Raw genomic sequence first — 14820 nt, 5'->3', positions numbered from 1 at the left:
GGCTCGACGCTGCTCGAACCGAACGGATGGGGGCGATTATGTCGTGCGGAACGCGTTGGTGATGGGATAGCGGCGGTCGCGGCCGAAATTGCGGGAGCCGAGTTTGACGCCCGGCGGCGACTGCCGGCGCTTATATTCGGCGACATAGAGCAGCCGCTCGATGCGGGCGACGATGTCCTCGTCGAAGCCTCGGGCGACCAGTTGCTCGACCGAGAGTTCCTCTTCGACCAGGCCATAGAGGATCGGGTCCAGCACCTCATAGGGCGGCAGGCTGTCCTCATCCTTCTGGTTATCGCGCAGTTCGGCCGTGGGCGGCTTGGTGATGACGCGCTCGGGCATGACGGGTCCCCTGGGGCCGAAGGCTTCGCCCAGCGACGGGACATTGTGGTTCCGCCAGCGGCTGAGGTCGAAGACCGTGGTCTTGTAGGCGTCTTTCAGCACGGAATAGCCGCCCGCCATGTCGCCATAGATGGTGGCGTAGCCGACCGACATCTCGCTCTTGTTGCCGGTGGTGAGCAGCATGTGGCCGAACTTGTTGGAGAGGCCCATGAGCGTGAGGCCGCGGATGCGCGACTGGATATTCTCTTCGGTGAGGTCGCGGTCGCGGCCGGTGAAGACGGGGGCGAGCATGGCGTCGAAGGCTGCAACGGCCGGTTCGATCGGGATCGTATCGTAGCGGACCCCGAGCAGGCGGGCACATTCGACCGCGTCGTCCAGGCTTTCCTGGCTGGTGAAGCGCGAGGGCATCATCACGCACCAGACCCGCTCGGCGCCCAGCGCATCGACCGCGACCGCAGCGGACAGGGCGGAATCGATGCCACCCGACAGGCCAAGGACGACGCCGGGAAAGCGGTTCCTGTTCACATAGTCGCGCAGGCCCAGCACCATCGCGTTGTAAATGTCGGCCGGCCGTTCATCGAGTGGATGGCGATCGCCGGGCAGGCAGAGCCACTGGCCGTCCCATTTTTCCCAACTGGTGAGGACGAGCGATTCCTCCCAGTCGGGGAGCTGCTGCGCGAGACTCAGGTCCGCGTTCAAGACGAAAGAGGCGCCGTCGAACACCAGCTCGTCCTGGCCGCCAACCCGGTTGAGATAGATGAGCGGCAGGCCGGTTTCCCGGACGCGGGTGCCGGCGACGGCATTGATGCGGCGGTCGTCCTTGTCGATTTCATAGGGGCTGCCATTGGGGCTGATGAGGATTTCCGCGCCTTCGGCCCGCAGATGCGCGGTGACGAAGGGGAACCAGATATCCTCACAGATCGGCACGCCGATCTTCACGCCGCGAAAGTCGATCGGCGCGGGCAGCGGTCCCGGAGCGAACAGCCGCTTTTCATCGAACGTCCCGTAATTGGGCAGTTCGCGCTTCTGGCGGATGGCCGTAACGGCACCATCTTCAAGCAGGGCGACGACATTGAAGAGCACGCCCTGCGCCGCGACTACGGTGCCGACCAGCATGGCCGGGCCGCCGTCGGCGGTCGCCTGCGCCAGCCGGTCCAGCTCGTGATTGGCGCGATCCACCAGCGCGGGCTTGAGCACCAGATCCTCGGGCGGATAGCCGATCAGTTGCAGTTCGGGATAGACGATGAGGTCGGCGCCCTTCGCCCGCGCGCGCCATTCGAGCATGGCGTCGGCATTGGCCGCAAGGTCACCCACCGATTGGGTCATCTGCGCCAGGGCGATCACAAGTTTGTCGGTCATGACCGGCGCGTTAGAGCATTTTGGCGGCGGGCGCAAAAGCGCCTTTCCAGTGGCGGCAACCCCCGCTAAAGGGGCCGCGTTTCATCCAGCGTCATCAATTCGTCACGGGGGTCCAGGCCATGAAACTCATGACCGGCAATTCCAACAAGCCGCTAGCGGCCGCCATTGCCGACTATATCGAGATTCCCCTGACGGACGCCAGCGTCCGCCGCTTCGCCGACGAGGAAGTTTTCGTGGAAATCCATGAGAATGTCCGGGGCGAGGACGTGTTCGTGCTGCAGTCGACCAGCTATCCGACGAACGACAATCTGATGGAATTGCTGATCATGATCGACGCGCTCAAGCGCGCGTCGGCCAAGCGAATCACGGCGGTCCTCCCCTATTTCGGCTATGCCCGGCAGGACCGGAAGCCGGGACCCCGTACCCCGATCAGCGCCAAGCTGGTGGCGAACCTCATCACCACGGCCGGCGCCAACCGGGTGCTGTCGGTCGATCTGCATGCCGGACAGATCCAGGGCTTTTTCGACATTCCGACTGACAATCTTTTTGGCGCGCCGGTCATGTCCGCCGACATCCAGGCGCGCTTTGGTGGTCGCAACCTGATGGTCGTGTCGCCCGACGTGGGCGGCGTGGTGCGCGCGCGTGCGCTGGCCAAGCGGCTCGACAACGCGCCCCTCGCCATCGTCGACAAGCGACGCGAGCGGGCAGGCGAATCGGAAGTCATGAACATCATCGGCGACGTGAAAGGCCGCTTCTGCGTCCTGATCGACGATATCGTCGATTCGGCCGGGACGCTCTGCAATGCGGCGGCGGCGCTCAAGGCCCAGGGCGCAGAGGAAGTGGTCGCCTATGTGAGCCACGGCGTGCTGTCGGGCGGCGCGGTGGCGCGCGTCGATGCGTCGGAACTCAAGGAACTGGTGATCACCGATTCGATCCAGGGCAGCGACGCGGTGTGCAGTGCCAAGAACATCCGTCACCTGCCGATCGCGCCGTTGCTGGGCGAGGCGATCAAGCGCATCGCCGATGAAAGCTCGGTGTCCAGCCTGTTCGACTGATCGCCTGTGAAAGTTGCGCCGCGCGACTTTCAGCCGGGCGGCAGCAACAGCAGCGGGAGGCAGAAGACCGCGATCAGGGCCGTGAGGATGCGCTGCTTGCGCGAAATGCCAAGCGGCTTGTCCTGCCACACTATCGGGCAGGCGAGCAGGGCCAGCGCAAACAGCAGATTCGACAGGATGATCGATCCGCCGACCGGCACGTCCTGCCGCAGCGCCAGCGCGCCGAACAGGGCCAAGAAACTCAAAATCCAGCCGACCAGCGCCACGCCATGCTCCCTTCCGCGCAACAGTCTAGCGCCGGATCGGTTGCGGAAGGCTTAAACCTGCCCAGCCCAAGGGTCATAGGTGCCGAAGCTCCAGACATTCCCTTCCGGGTCCAGCGCCTCATAGCCGCGGCCGGGATAGCCCTGATTGTCATGCGGCTCGCTGACCACGACCGCGCCTTCGTTGCGCGCGTGGAGGCAGTGGGCGTCGGCATCCGGCACCACGACATAGATGCAGGCGGTCACGCCGCCCAGGTCGCGCGGCGTGGTCCAGCTGTAGAGCGATTCACCTTCGCCATCCCGCGCGCTGCCGAGCATCACCATGCCGTCCCCCAGCACCAGTTCGGCATGGTGGATGATGCGGGGATCAGCATCGTCCTCATAACTTGCGCGCAGTTCAAAGCCGAAGGCGTCGCACAGGAAGCGGATCGCGCCAGGCGCGTCGGCGTAACGCAGTCCGGGAATGACGGGAGAGCCGGGCATCTTTTTCCTCCTCCAGGGACTGGGAATCACGACGGGCCAGCCTAGCGCGATGGCCGCTTTGCCGCTAGGCGGGTGCGATGACCACCCGCGACGATCTGGCCCTTGCCCACCGCCTTGCCGATGCCGCTGCTGCCGCGATCCTGCCCTTTTTCCGGGCGCGCTACGACCTGGAATTCAAGTCTGACAAATCGCCGGTGACCGAGGCCGACAAGGCAGCGGAAGCGGCGATCCGGGCAATATTGGAAAAGGAACGGCCGGGCGACGGTATCATCGGCGAGGAATATGGCGCGACCCGCGAGGACGCCGAGCGCGTGTGGATATTGGACCCGATCGACGGCACGCGCAGCTTCATCGCCGGGCGGCCGATCTTCGGCACGCTGGTCGCCCTGACCGAGGCGGGCTGGCCGACCATCGGCATCATCGACCAGCCGGTCGCGGGCGAGCGCTGGGCGGGCATGATGGGCCAGCCTACCAGCTTCAACGGCAAGCCGGTGACGACCCGCGCCTGCCGCTCACTGGAGGAGGCGATCCTTGCCAGCACCGGCCCGCAATATTTCCCCGGCTGCACCGGCGAGCATTTCTCTCGCCTCGCCGCACGGTGCCGCGACACCGTCTGGGGCGGAGACTGCTATAATTATGCGCTGGTGGCGTCCGGACATGTCGACATCGTCATCGAGGCGGGATTGAAACTGCATGATATCGCCGCTCTGGTTCCGGTCGTCGAAGGCGCGGGCGGGCGAATGTGCGACTGGACCGGCGAGCCGATCACGGCGGACAGCGACGGGCGCGTCATCGCGCTGGGCGATCCGGCCCGGCTGGACGATGTGCTCGAGGCACTCGCCGAGGGGCGGCACGACCACCACCATTGACGGTCAATCCGCCTGACGCCGAACCGCGTCGGCGTAGATGGCGCGGCTGTCCTCATCGAAGCAGATGAAGAGCAGCAGGTCGAAGGCGGCCGGGAAAGCAGCGAGTTCCGCCTTCACCGCCCCGGCGGCGACGGTGGCGGCCTGATCCTTGGGAAAGCCGTAGATGCCGGTCGAGATCGCAGGAAAGGCAATGCTGCGAAGCCCGTGCGCGCGGGCGAGGGCCAGCGAATTGCGATAGCAGCTGGCAAGCAGCGCGTGTTCGGCCGCGCCGCCGCCGCGCCAGACGGGGCCGACCGTGTGGATGACATGGGCGGCGGGCAGACGATAGGCGCCCGTGATCCGGGCTTCGCCGGTCGGGCAGCCTCCCAGCGTGCGACATTCGGCCAGCAGTTCGGGGCCGGCGGCGCGATGGATGGCGCCATCGACGCCGCCGCCGCCGAGCAGGCTGCTGTTCGCGGCGTTGACGATGGCCTGGGTCGCGCAACGGGTGATGTCTGTGGTGAGGACCTCCCAGCGCGTCGCGGTCATGGTCAGACACTTCCTTTCATAGGACAAGGCAATGGCCGATGGCGGTCAGAATATGCCCAGGAACTTCTTTCTCTGCGCTTTCTGTTCCCCACTGCTGCCCTTGCCCGATTCATCCTTGGCGGTGGTGCCGCGGCCGACATCGTCGCGCGGCTTGCCGCTCTTTGTCCGCTGTGCCGCTGCTGTCGCGCCGGCAAGCACGGGGCCGCAGGCGGCGCTCTTGGCGTCGCCGATGTCGACGAAGGCAAGAACCGAGGCCAAGGGCGTGGCGACGATGCCCAGCGCGGCGGCAGCGCCGCCGCGCGCGATCAGTTCGGGGCTGATGACATTGATAGCGGGACGGGCGAAATAGCCGTTGATGCCCACCGGCGACTGGCCGGAAAAGAGGCTGAATTTCTTGCCGTCGGCGCGGAAGGCAAGGTCGAGGCTCTCATTCTTGAAGGAAAAGCCCCCGCGCCCCAGCATCACATTCTTGCTGGTATCGATGATGATCGGATCGGCAGCAGCGATGCCGTTGCGGACGGTGAAGGCGATGAGGCCGCAATTGATCTGCACCGGCTGCTTCAGCTTCTTTTCAAACATCTTGGTGATGAAGGTGCCGATGTCGAGTTCGGACAGTTGCACGTTGCGCGCCCACATCGTGCCGGCCGGCAGGATCACGGCGATGCGCCCATTCGACGTGCCGAGCGAATCATGCACCGTATCGCCCACCCCGGTCATCTGCACACGCGCCTTGACGACGCCGGTAGTGCCTGCCTCCTCCACGCCCCAACTGCCGAGCAGCTTGCCCATGGGCGTGGGCGACAGGCGCACGTCATAGCGGGTCCGGACCGGATGGCCGCGGGCGTCGATCTCTATGTCCGAACTGACATGGCCGCCGGACATATCGAAGGTGAGCGGCGAGAGCGTCAGCACGCTGTGCTTGAGCGCGAGCGTCAGGCCGATATCGGAAATGGGCACATGGGGCGCGCGAACCTGACGCACGTCGTAGCGCACATTCGCGTCGAAATTGCGCAAGGCTTCGACCCTCAGAGGCGCGTCGGGGAGAATGCGCGGGGTGCCGTTCACGCTCTGGATCGCGCCGCTGCCGCCCTGCGCCTCCAGCCGCTTGGGATCATAGCCGATGAACGGCCCTACATCGAGGATGTCGAGCGTCCGGGTGGCGAGATTCGCCTTCAGCAGCAGGCGATTGTCCGGCCGAGATACGGTCATGCGGCCAGCCAGATCGCTGTCGCCGAAATGCCCCTTAAGATGGGTGAATCGCCACTCGCCGCCTTCCTTGGTGAGCGCGGACGTAAAATGATAAGCGCGGGTTTCGGGAATCGCGACGCCCAGATAATCGAACAGCAGCGCGAGATTCGGGCCGCGCGTCATCAGGCGCAGGTCGGCGCCCTCAATCTCCGTCGCGCCTGGCAGCGTGCCGCTGACTTCCAGGATCGTGGAACCGGATTGGGCATGAAGGGCCAGGCTGTTCCTGCCGCCGGTGACGGTTTCGTTGGGTGAGAGCAGGCCGCCGCTCAGGGTGAAGGGACGCTGCCGCATCATGCCGTCGCCCCTGAAGCGCACGTCGCTGGCGAAGCGGGTGTCCTGCGCCCTCACCGTCTCAAAGCGGATGTCGGTGGAAAGCTGCATGCGCGGATCACGATAGCGCAGGGTGGTGCCCGCCAGCAGCGCCCGGCGGATCAGCGGCAGGTTGAGCGCCTCACCCTTCCTGTTCGGGTCGCCGAAGGTCCATGTGTTGCTCTTGCCGTCGCGCGACCATTCGAGGTCGGTTGCGCCATTGCGCAGTTCCAGCCAGCGGACACGATATTTGTCGCCGAAGACAAGGCTGAGCGGCGCGATGCGCGTATCGATGACATCGGCCTGGAAGACGTTCGGCCGGCTGGCCCAGGGCGTATTGGCGATCACCATCTTTTCGGCGCGGAATTTGAGCGTGATGGGATCGAAATAGAGCTGGAAATCGCCCTCTACTTTCACCTGCCGTTCGAGGCGGTGGGCGAGGAAGCGTTCGAAGGGATGTTTGAGGAAACGTCCCTTGGTGATGAAGAGGATCAGCCAGACGAGAAAGATGGCGCTGACGACATAGGCGAGAACCCGGAGCGGCCAGGGCACCTGGCGCCATCGATCGCGCGTGCGCGACCAGACATGCCTCGCCCCTGCCGCCGGCGTTGGGGGCGGCGAAGCAACGCTGGCCGGGGAGCCCGGCCGCAGGGGATCGGCGTCGGCCATGGCGCAACAACGCCGAATGGGGGTTTTGGGTCCGAATCGCCTTGCCTTGGCGGAGACTTCCGACTATGGGCGCCCCTTCGCGATATTTGGAAGGACCGCCCGGCCAACTAGGGCTGCCGTGGCTGTCCGTAATCGTCGCGCTGAAGAAGGAGACGAAAATGCCCAAGCTCAAGACCAAGAGCGGTGTGAAGAAGCGCTTCAAGTTCACCGCTTCCGGCAAGGTCAAGCATGGCGTCGCTGGCAAGCGTCACCGCCTGATCAGCCACAACGCCAAATATATCCGCCAGAACCGCGGCACGTCGGTCTTGTCCGATGCCGACGTGGCTCACGTGCGCCTCTGGGCGCCCTACGGCCTGAAGTAAGGAGTAGAGGCACATGGCACGCGTAAAACGTGGCACGACCACCAAGGCGAAGCATAAGAGGATTTTGGATCAGGCGAAGGGCTATTATGGCCGTCGCAAGAATACGATCCGTATCGCTCGCCAGGCCGTCGAAAAGGCCGGCCAGTACGCCTATCGCGACCGCAAGGTCAAGAAGCGGTCCTTCCGTGGCCTGTGGATCCAGCGCATCAACGCCGGCGTTCGGGCCGAAGGGCTGACCTATTCGCAGTTCATGCACGGCCTGAAGCTGGCGGGCGTCGACTTGGACCGCAAGGTGCTGGCCGACATCGCGATGCACGAAGGCGAGGCGTTCAGCGCCATCATCGCCCAAGCGAAGGCTGCGCTGCCGGCGGCCTGAGCCAGAACGATCGCAAGATCGTCCAAGGGGCGCCGGGGCAGATGCCTTCGGCGCCCTTTTTCCGTTCCGCCCTTTGGGAGGCTCAATGCCATGTCGCTGCATGTCTGGTGGTTGTATGTCACGGCTGTGTTCCTGATCTCGGGAACGCCGGGACCGAACATGCTGCATGTCGCGACCCAGAGCATGACGCATGGACCGCGCCGCGCGATGATGACGATGGCGGGCCTGATGAGCGCCGTGCTGCTGTGCCTGATGGCATCGGCGCTGGGGTTGGGCGCGCTGCTGAAGGCGTCGCCCCGCCTGTTCGACGTGCTGCGCTACGCCGGTGTGGCCTATCTGATCTGGCTGGGGATCAGGGCGTGGCGCGCCCCGGTGGGGCCGGTGGACGCCATATCGCCCACCCGGCCCATGCGGAACCGGGCGCTCTATGGCACCGCGCTCCTCACCGGGCTGTCCAATCCCAAGCTGATCGTCTTTGCGGCTGCGCTGTTCCCGCAGTTTATCGATACCGCGCGGCCCTTCGCACCACAGTTGGCGATATTGGTGGTGAGCTTCGTCGTCGTCGAAAGCTTCTGGTACAGCGTCTATGCGCTTGGCGGAATGAAGCTGAAGCGCTGGCTGGCGCCGGCCAGCCGGCAGCGGCTGTTCAACCGGGCGACGGGCACGCTGTTCATCGGCTTTGGCGGCGCGCTGCTGGGCGCGCGGGCCTGACCCTTCCCTTGCGCGGCGCTCCCGGCTAAGGCGCCCGCATAGTTACGCCTTCGCGGGAATGACAGAGCATCATGAGTGAGATTAGCGCACTGAAAGCCGGCCTGATCGCCGACATCGCGGCCGCCGACACGCTGGAAGCGCTGGAGGCGCTGCGGGTGAGTTCGATGGGCAAGAACGGCGTGGTGACGGGCCTGCTCAAGACGCTCGGGGCGATGAGTCCGCAAGAGCGGCTGGAAAAAGGCCCGCCGATCCAGGATCTGCGCGAAGGCGTGGCGGCGGCGCTGGCCGAGCGGAAGGCGGCGCTGGAAGCGGCAGCGCTCGACGCGAAGCTGGCGGCCGAGAAGATCGACATGACGCTGCCCGCCGATGTCGGCGCGCAGGGATCGGTCCATCCGGTATCCCAGGTGATGGACGAACTGGCGGAGATATTCGCGGACCTGGGCTTTTCGGTCGCGACCGGGCCGGAGATCGAGGACGACTGGCATAATTTCACCGCACTCAACATTCCCGAGACGCATCCGGCGCGGGCGATGCACGACACCTTCTATTTCCCCGACGACAAGGACGGGCAGAAGATGCTGCTGCGCACCCACACCTCGCCGGTGCAGATCCGCACGATGATGAACGGCGAGCCGCCGATCCGCATCATCGCGCCGGGCAGGGTCTATCGGTCGGACAGCGACGCCACGCACACGCCGATGTTCCACCAGATCGAGGGGCTGGTGATCGACAGGGGCATCACCCTCGGGCACCTGAAATGGACGCTGGAGACATTCCTCAAGGCTTTCTTCGAGCGGGATGACATCGTCCTGCGGCTGCGGCCGAGCTATTTCCCCTTCACCGAACCGTCAGTCGAGGTCGATGTCGGCTACACGCTGGTGAGCGGGCAGCGGGTCATCGGCGGCGACGGCGACAGCGCGGGCGGTGGCTGGCTGGAAGTGCTGGGCAGCGGCATGGTCAATCGCCGGGTGATCGAGGCGTGCGGACTCGACCCCGACGAATGGCAGGGCTTTGCCTTCGGCACCGGCGTCGACCGGCTCGCCATGCTGAAATACGGGATGAACGACTTGCGCGCTTTCTTCGACGGCGATTTGCGCTGGCTGAAACATTATGGCTTCTCGGCGCTGGACGTGCCGACGCTGAGCGGAGGAGTGGGCGCATGAAGTTCACGCTGAGCTGGCTCAAGACTCATCTTGCCACCGATGCCGACCTGGGCGCGATCCTCAAGGGACTGACCAATATCGGCCTGGAGGTGGAGGGCGTCGAGAATCCGGCGGAAAAGCTCGCGCCCTTCCGCATCGCCAGGGTGCTGACCGCCGACCCGCATCCGCAGGCCGACAAGTTGCGGGTGCTGACCGTGGATGCGGGCGACGGGCCGTTGCAGGTCGTGTGCGGCGCACCCAATGCGCGCGCCGGGTTGGTCGGCGTGTTCGGGACCGAGGGCGCGGTGGTGCCGGTCAACGGCATGGTGCTGAAGAAGACCGCCATTCGCGGGGTCGAATCCAACGGCATGATGTGTTCGTTCCGGGAACTGGAACTGGGCGAAGATCATGAAGGAATTATCGAATTAGACGCGGATGCGCCGGTGGGGCAGGCCTATGCCCGATGGGCCGGCCTCGACGACCCGGTGATCGATGTGAGTATAACACCCAATCGCCAGGACTGCATGGGCGTGCGCGGCATTGCGCGCGACCTTGCGGCGGCGGGGCTGGGCACGCTCAATCCCATCATCGTGCCGATGATCGAGGGCATCGGCGCGGGCCCCGATGTGCGGATCGAGGATGCCGACGGCTGCCCGGCCTTTTTCGCGCGGACGGTGAAGGGCGTCAGAAACGGCGCTTCGCCCGCATGGATGGCGAAGCGGCTGAAGGCGATCGGGCAAAAGCCGATCAGCGCGCTGGTCGACATCACCAACTATATCATGATCGACCTCGGCCGCCCGCTGCATGTCTATGATCTGGCAACGCTGAAAGGGCCGCTGGTCGCGCGTCGGGGCAAGCCCGGCGAGCAGGTGCTGGCTCTCAACGGCAAGAGCTATACGGTCGACGAGATGATGACCGTCATCGCCGACGATGAGGCCGTGCATGACATTGGCGGCATCATGGGCGGCGAACATTCCGGCGCAAGCGATGCCACGAGCGACGTGCTGATCGAATGCGCCTATTTCACGCCGGAGCGGATCGCGGTGACGGGGCAGAAGCTGGCGCTGAGCAGCGACGCGCGCGCCCGGTTCGAGCGGGGCGTCGACCCGGCATTCCTGGACGACGGCCTGTCGATCGCGACCTATCTGGTGACGGAACTGTGCGGCGGCACGGCGAGCCAGGCGACGCGCGCGGGCGAACCGCCGATCACCGCCCGGATCGTCGCCTACGATCCGGCGCAATGCCGGACGCTGGCCGGGGTCGACGTGGCGGAAGACGAGCAGAAGCGCATTCTGGAAAGCCTGGGCTTTGGCGTTGCGAGCCATGATCCCGACGTCCATCATGAAGACGACATGCCAGTGACGACGCCGGCCAACTGGACGGTGACAGTGCCGAGCTGGCGGCGGGATATCGACGGCTGGCCCGACATTGTCGAGGAAGTGGTGCGGATCGTCGGGCTGGACCAGGTCCCGTCCACCCCCCTGCCCCGTGCCCCCGGCGTGGCCAGGCCGACCGCGACGCCTGAGCAGAATGTCGAGCGGCGGGTACGCCGGACGGCAGCCGCGCGGGGCCTGGCCGAAGCGATCAACTGGTCCTTCATTTCCGAGAAGGAAGCGGCATCGGTCGGCGGCGGCGACTGGACGCTTGCCAACCCGATCTCCGAGGATCTGAAGGTCATGCGGCCGTCGCTACTGCCGGGCCTGTTGTCCGCCACGCGGCGCAACATGGATCGCGGCGCGACATCGGTACGGCTGTTCGAACTGGGTCGGCGCTATTTCGCCGACAAGGAACGAGCCACGGTCGGCTTTGTGCTAGCGGGCGAGAAATTGCCGCGCGGATGGCAGACGGGCAAGGCGCAGGTGTTTTCGGCTTTCGACGCCAAGGGCGAAGTGTTGGCGCTGCTTGCCGCCGCCGGCGCGCCGGTTGGCAATCTGCAAGGTTTCGGCGACGCATCCGGCGCCTATCATCCGGGCCAATCCGGCACGTTGCGGCTCGGCCCCAAGACCGTTCTGGCCGAATTTGGCGTGCTTCATCCTTCGTTAGCGAAGCAATTTTCCCTGGCGGGCACCGTCGTCGCCGGCGAAATCTTCCTGGATGCGATTCCGGCCAAACGGAAGAGCGGCTTCATGCGCCCGCCTTACGCGCCGCCGGCCTTGCAGGCGGTGAAGCGGGACTTTGCCTTTGTCATCGACGAGGCCGTCGAAGCCGATGCGCTGGTCCGGGCAGTCAGGGGCGCGGACAAGAAGAGCATCGTCGATGCGCGGCTGTTCGACGTCTTCGTCGGTCCCGGCGTGGAGGCGGGGCGCAAAAGCCTGGCGATCGAGGTTACGCTGCAACCCGGTGAGAAGAGCTTTTCCCAGGAAGAGCTGGACGCAATCAGCGCCTCGGTGGTGAAGGCGGCGGAGAAGCTGGGCGGAACGCTGCGGGGGTGATCCCCCTTCGTCCGCCCGGTTCGCACACGGTCCAGACGCGAATGCGCTGGGTCGAAGGAGGTGGGGATGTCGGACGAACTGATTGAGATCGCATCGGACGGGTTAAGCGCCAGGATCAATCCGCTGGGGGCCGAGCTATGGTCGCTCACGGACGCCGATGGGCGGGAGTTGATGACCGACGCCGATCCGCGCTGGTGGACCGGACATGCGCCGCTGCTCTTTCCCTTCGTCGGGCGGTCGCGCGGTGACGTGTATCGACTGGAAGGCCACGCGTTCGCCATGCCGCAACATGGCTTTGCCCGGCGGATGGCCTTCGCGCAGGTCGAACATCATCGCGACACGGTGACCTTCCGGCTGGAAGCGGACGCCAGCACGCGCGCCGTCTATCCGTTCGATTTCCGGCTGGAGATGCACTTCGCCATCACCGGGTCGACGCTGATGATGACGGCTGAGGTGATGAACCGGGGGGAGGCGGACATGCCCTTTTCCTTCGGCTTTCACCCGGCCTTTGCCTGGCCCCTGCCCTTCGGCGGCACGGCGGCGGAGCATCGGGTGGAGTTCGAGAAAGCAGAGCCGGGACCGATCCGCCGCGTGGGTGAGGAACCGGGCCTGATCGCGCTGGAAAGCGTGCCCTCTCCGGTCAAGGGCCGCGTGCTGCACCCGACCCATGCCATGTTCGAAGGCGACGCGCTGATCTGGGACCAGCTGGAAAGCCATAGCCTGCTCTGGGGCGTGCCGAGGCAGCCCCGACTGAAAATCGACTTTCCCGACACGCCCTGGCTCGGCCTGTGGCAGAAGCCCGGCGCGCGCTACCTCTGCGTCGAACCCTGGGCGGGGATGGCCGATGCGACCGGCTTTACCGGCGATGTCTGGGACAAGCAGGGCATCATGCGGCTGTTGCCGGGCGACGCACGGCGGTTCCGCATGGACGTGACGCTGGTGCCCTGACGCTGGTGCCCTGGCGCTGCCGGGCTGGCCGGCTGGCGTATCCTGCGGGAATCGCTATATGGCGCGCCATGACCATTCCTTCCCGCCGCACCTTTGCGATCATTTCCCACCCCGACGCAGGCAAGACCACCCTGACCGAGAAGCTGCTGCTGGAGGGCGGCGCCATTCACCTCGCCGGTGAGGTCAAGGCGCGCGGGGCGAACCGGCGGGCGCGGTCGGACTGGATGAAGATCGAGCAGCAGCGCGGCATTTCGGTGACCAGTTCCGTCATGACGTTCGAGCGGCCAAGTGCGGACGGGTCGATGGTGACCTTCAACCTGCTCGACACGCCGGGCCACGAGGATTTTTCCGAAGATACCTATCGGACGCTGACTGCGGTGGATTCGGCGGTGATGGTGATCGACGCGGCCAAGGGCATCGAGCCGCAGACCCGCAAGCTGTTCGAGGTCTGCCGGTTGCGCAACGTGCCGATCATCACCTTCGTCAACAAGGTCGACCGGGAGGGCCGCGACGCCTTTGCCCTGCTGGACGAAGTGGCGGATGCGCTCGCGCTGGACGTGTGTCCGATGAGCTGGCCCGTTGGCATGGGCGGGACGTTCGAGGGGATTTACGACTTCGCGAAGAACCGGCTGCGCCAGCCGAGCGGGCCGAGCAAAGAGTTTGAAGGCAAGGAAGTGTTCGTCGAGGGCATCAGGGACGATGCGCTGGCGCAGCATATTTCGGCGCAGGGGCTGGAAAAGCTGCGCGAGGAGGCGGAGCTGGCGGTCGGCGGCTATGCCGATTTCGACCTGGCGGCCTATCGGCACGGCGACCTGACGCCGGTTTATTTCGGATCGGCGCTCAAGCTGTTCGGCGTTGCCGAGCTGATCGACGCGCTCGCCGCCCATGCGCCGCCGCCGCGCGCGCAGCCGGCCGAACCGGCGCCGGTGGAGCCGGAAGACAGCGAAGTCACCGGCTTCATCTTCAAGGTGCAGGCGAACATGGATCCGCAGCATCGCGACCGCATCGCGTTCATGCGACTGTGTTCCGGCAAGTTCCGGCGCGGCATGAAGCTGACGCCGTCGGGCAGCGGGAAGCCGATCGCGGTCCATTCGCCGATCCTCTTTTTCGCGCAGGACCGCGAGATTGCCGACGAAGCGTTTCCAGGCGATATCATCGGCATCCCCAACCATGGCACGCTGCGCGTCGGTGATACGCTGAGCGAGAAGCCCGGCGTGCGCTTTACCGGGCTGCCCAATTTCGCGCCGGAAATATTGCGGCGCGTGGTGCTGAAGGACCCGACCAAGACCAAGCAGTTGAGGAAGGCGCTGGACGACTTGTCCGAAGAGGGGGTGATCCAGGTCTTTTATCCCGAGATCGGGTCCAACTGGATCGTCGGCGTGGTCGGGCAGTTGCAGCTGGACGTGCTGATTTCGCGGCTGGAAGCGGAATATAAGGTGGCGGCCGGGCTGGAGCCGTCGCCCTTTGATACTGCGCGGTGGATTGCCGGCGAGGACGCGGCGATCAAGGACCTGGTGTCGTTCAATGGCGCGAACATGGCCAAGGACCGCGACGGCAATCTCGTCTTCATGGCGAAAAGCGCGTGGGATATCGGCTATCAGCAGGAACGCCACCCCAAGGTCCGGTTCAGCGCGACGCGGGAACGGTGACTGGCCGCTCACAGGCAGGAAAAGGGAGTAACTGGTTGTTTCGGTAGGCTGTTGCCAACACGCGGTCAGACTTTGATA

Annotated in this window: 14 protein-coding genes; 9 read left to right on the top strand and 5 right to left on the bottom strand. The window is 65.4% G+C overall.

Features of this window, described 5'->3' with window-relative positions; all coding sequences use genetic code 11:
- Nucleotides 1-36: 36 nt before the first annotated feature.
- On the bottom strand, nucleotides 37-1698 hold the full coding sequence (locus tag AAC640_RS14675) for an NAD+ synthase (RefSeq protein WP_340267547.1): 1662 nt from the start codon (nucleotides 1696-1698) through the stop codon (nucleotides 37-39).
- A 119-nt stretch (nucleotides 1699-1817) separates the two neighbouring features.
- On the opposite strand from AAC640_RS14675, the gene AAC640_RS14670 reads away from it, so the two are divergent.
- Nucleotides 1818-2753, top strand: coding sequence for a ribose-phosphate pyrophosphokinase (locus AAC640_RS14670; RefSeq protein ID WP_340267545.1), 936 nt, complete (start codon nucleotides 1818-1820; stop codon nucleotides 2751-2753).
- A 29-nt stretch (nucleotides 2754-2782) separates the two neighbouring features.
- Here AAC640_RS14670 and AAC640_RS14665 read toward each other — a convergent pair whose 3' ends face one another.
- Nucleotides 2783-3019, bottom strand: a complete 237-nt coding sequence (locus AAC640_RS14665) for a hypothetical protein (RefSeq protein WP_340267543.1) — start codon at nucleotides 3017-3019, stop codon at nucleotides 2783-2785.
- Between the two features lie 51 nt (nucleotides 3020-3070).
- The gene (locus AAC640_RS14660; protein ID WP_340267541.1) at nucleotides 3071-3499 is read right to left on the bottom strand and encodes a VOC family protein; all 429 of its coding nucleotides are present in this window, start codon (nucleotides 3497-3499) and stop codon (nucleotides 3071-3073) included.
- A gap of 77 nt (nucleotides 3500-3576) precedes the next feature.
- Between AAC640_RS14660 and hisN the strand changes: the two genes are divergently transcribed.
- Nucleotides 3577-4368, top strand: a complete 792-nt coding sequence (gene hisN / locus AAC640_RS14655) for a histidinol-phosphatase (RefSeq protein WP_340267539.1) — start codon at nucleotides 3577-3579, stop codon at nucleotides 4366-4368.
- Nucleotides 4369-4371: 3 nt separating this feature from the next.
- Here hisN and AAC640_RS14650 read toward each other — a convergent pair whose 3' ends face one another.
- Together AAC640_RS14650 and AAC640_RS14645 are read right to left on the bottom strand one after the other, a co-directional pair.
- The gene (locus tag AAC640_RS14650) at nucleotides 4372-4896 is read right to left on the bottom strand and encodes an O-acetyl-ADP-ribose deacetylase (RefSeq protein ID WP_422795002.1); all 525 of its coding nucleotides are present in this window, start codon (nucleotides 4894-4896) and stop codon (nucleotides 4372-4374) included.
- 45 nt (nucleotides 4897-4941) lie between these two features.
- The gene (locus AAC640_RS14645; protein ID WP_340267537.1) at nucleotides 4942-7122 is read right to left on the bottom strand and encodes an AsmA family protein; all 2181 of its coding nucleotides are present in this window, start codon (nucleotides 7120-7122) and stop codon (nucleotides 4942-4944) included.
- Nucleotides 7123-7280: 158 nt separating this feature from the next.
- On the opposite strand from AAC640_RS14645, the gene rpmI reads away from it, so the two are divergent.
- The 7 genes from rpmI to AAC640_RS14610 all read left to right on the top strand — a co-directional run bounded on the left by rpmI (nucleotide 7281) and on the right by AAC640_RS14610 (nucleotide 14742).
- Nucleotides 7281-7484: a 50S ribosomal protein L35 gene (rpmI, locus tag AAC640_RS14640; RefSeq protein ID WP_004208916.1), complete on the top strand. Its 204-nt coding sequence runs from the start codon at nucleotides 7281-7283 to the stop codon at nucleotides 7482-7484.
- Between the two features lie 13 nt (nucleotides 7485-7497).
- The gene (gene rplT / locus AAC640_RS14635) at nucleotides 7498-7860 is read left to right on the top strand and encodes a 50S ribosomal protein L20 (protein ID WP_021316641.1); all 363 of its coding nucleotides are present in this window, start codon (nucleotides 7498-7500) and stop codon (nucleotides 7858-7860) included.
- A 90-nt stretch (nucleotides 7861-7950) separates the two neighbouring features.
- Nucleotides 7951-8571 (top strand): LysE family translocator, encoded by a 621-nt coding sequence (locus AAC640_RS14630; protein ID WP_340267534.1) that lies wholly within the window; start codon nucleotides 7951-7953, stop codon nucleotides 8569-8571.
- Between the two features lie 71 nt (nucleotides 8572-8642).
- Entirely contained in the window at nucleotides 8643-9734 is a 1092-nt protein-coding gene (pheS, locus tag AAC640_RS14625) for a phenylalanine--tRNA ligase subunit alpha (RefSeq protein ID WP_340267532.1), read from the top strand.
- Nucleotides 9731-12145, top strand: coding sequence for a phenylalanine--tRNA ligase subunit beta (gene pheT, locus AAC640_RS14620; protein WP_340267530.1), 2415 nt, complete (start codon nucleotides 9731-9733; stop codon nucleotides 12143-12145). The genes pheS and pheT overlap by 4 nt, the downstream gene beginning before the upstream one ends.
- A 66-nt stretch (nucleotides 12146-12211) precedes the next feature.
- Nucleotides 12212-13093 (top strand): aldose 1-epimerase family protein, encoded by an 882-nt coding sequence (locus AAC640_RS14615; protein WP_340267528.1) that lies wholly within the window; start codon nucleotides 12212-12214, stop codon nucleotides 13091-13093.
- A 68-nt stretch (nucleotides 13094-13161) separates the two neighbouring features.
- A complete protein-coding gene (locus AAC640_RS14610; protein WP_340267526.1) occupies nucleotides 13162-14742 on the top strand; it encodes a peptide chain release factor 3 in 1581 nt (526 codons plus the stop codon).
- Nucleotides 14743-14820 lie beyond the last annotated feature (78 nt).

Origin of the sequence: Sphingobium mellinum (genome assembly GCF_037860795.1) — a bacterium.
Taxonomy (GTDB): domain Bacteria; phylum Pseudomonadota; class Alphaproteobacteria; order Sphingomonadales; family Sphingomonadaceae; genus Sphingobium; species Sphingobium mellinum.
Note: the sequence above shows the minus strand (reverse complement) of the source record. Positions and strands in the feature narration are given on the sequence as shown.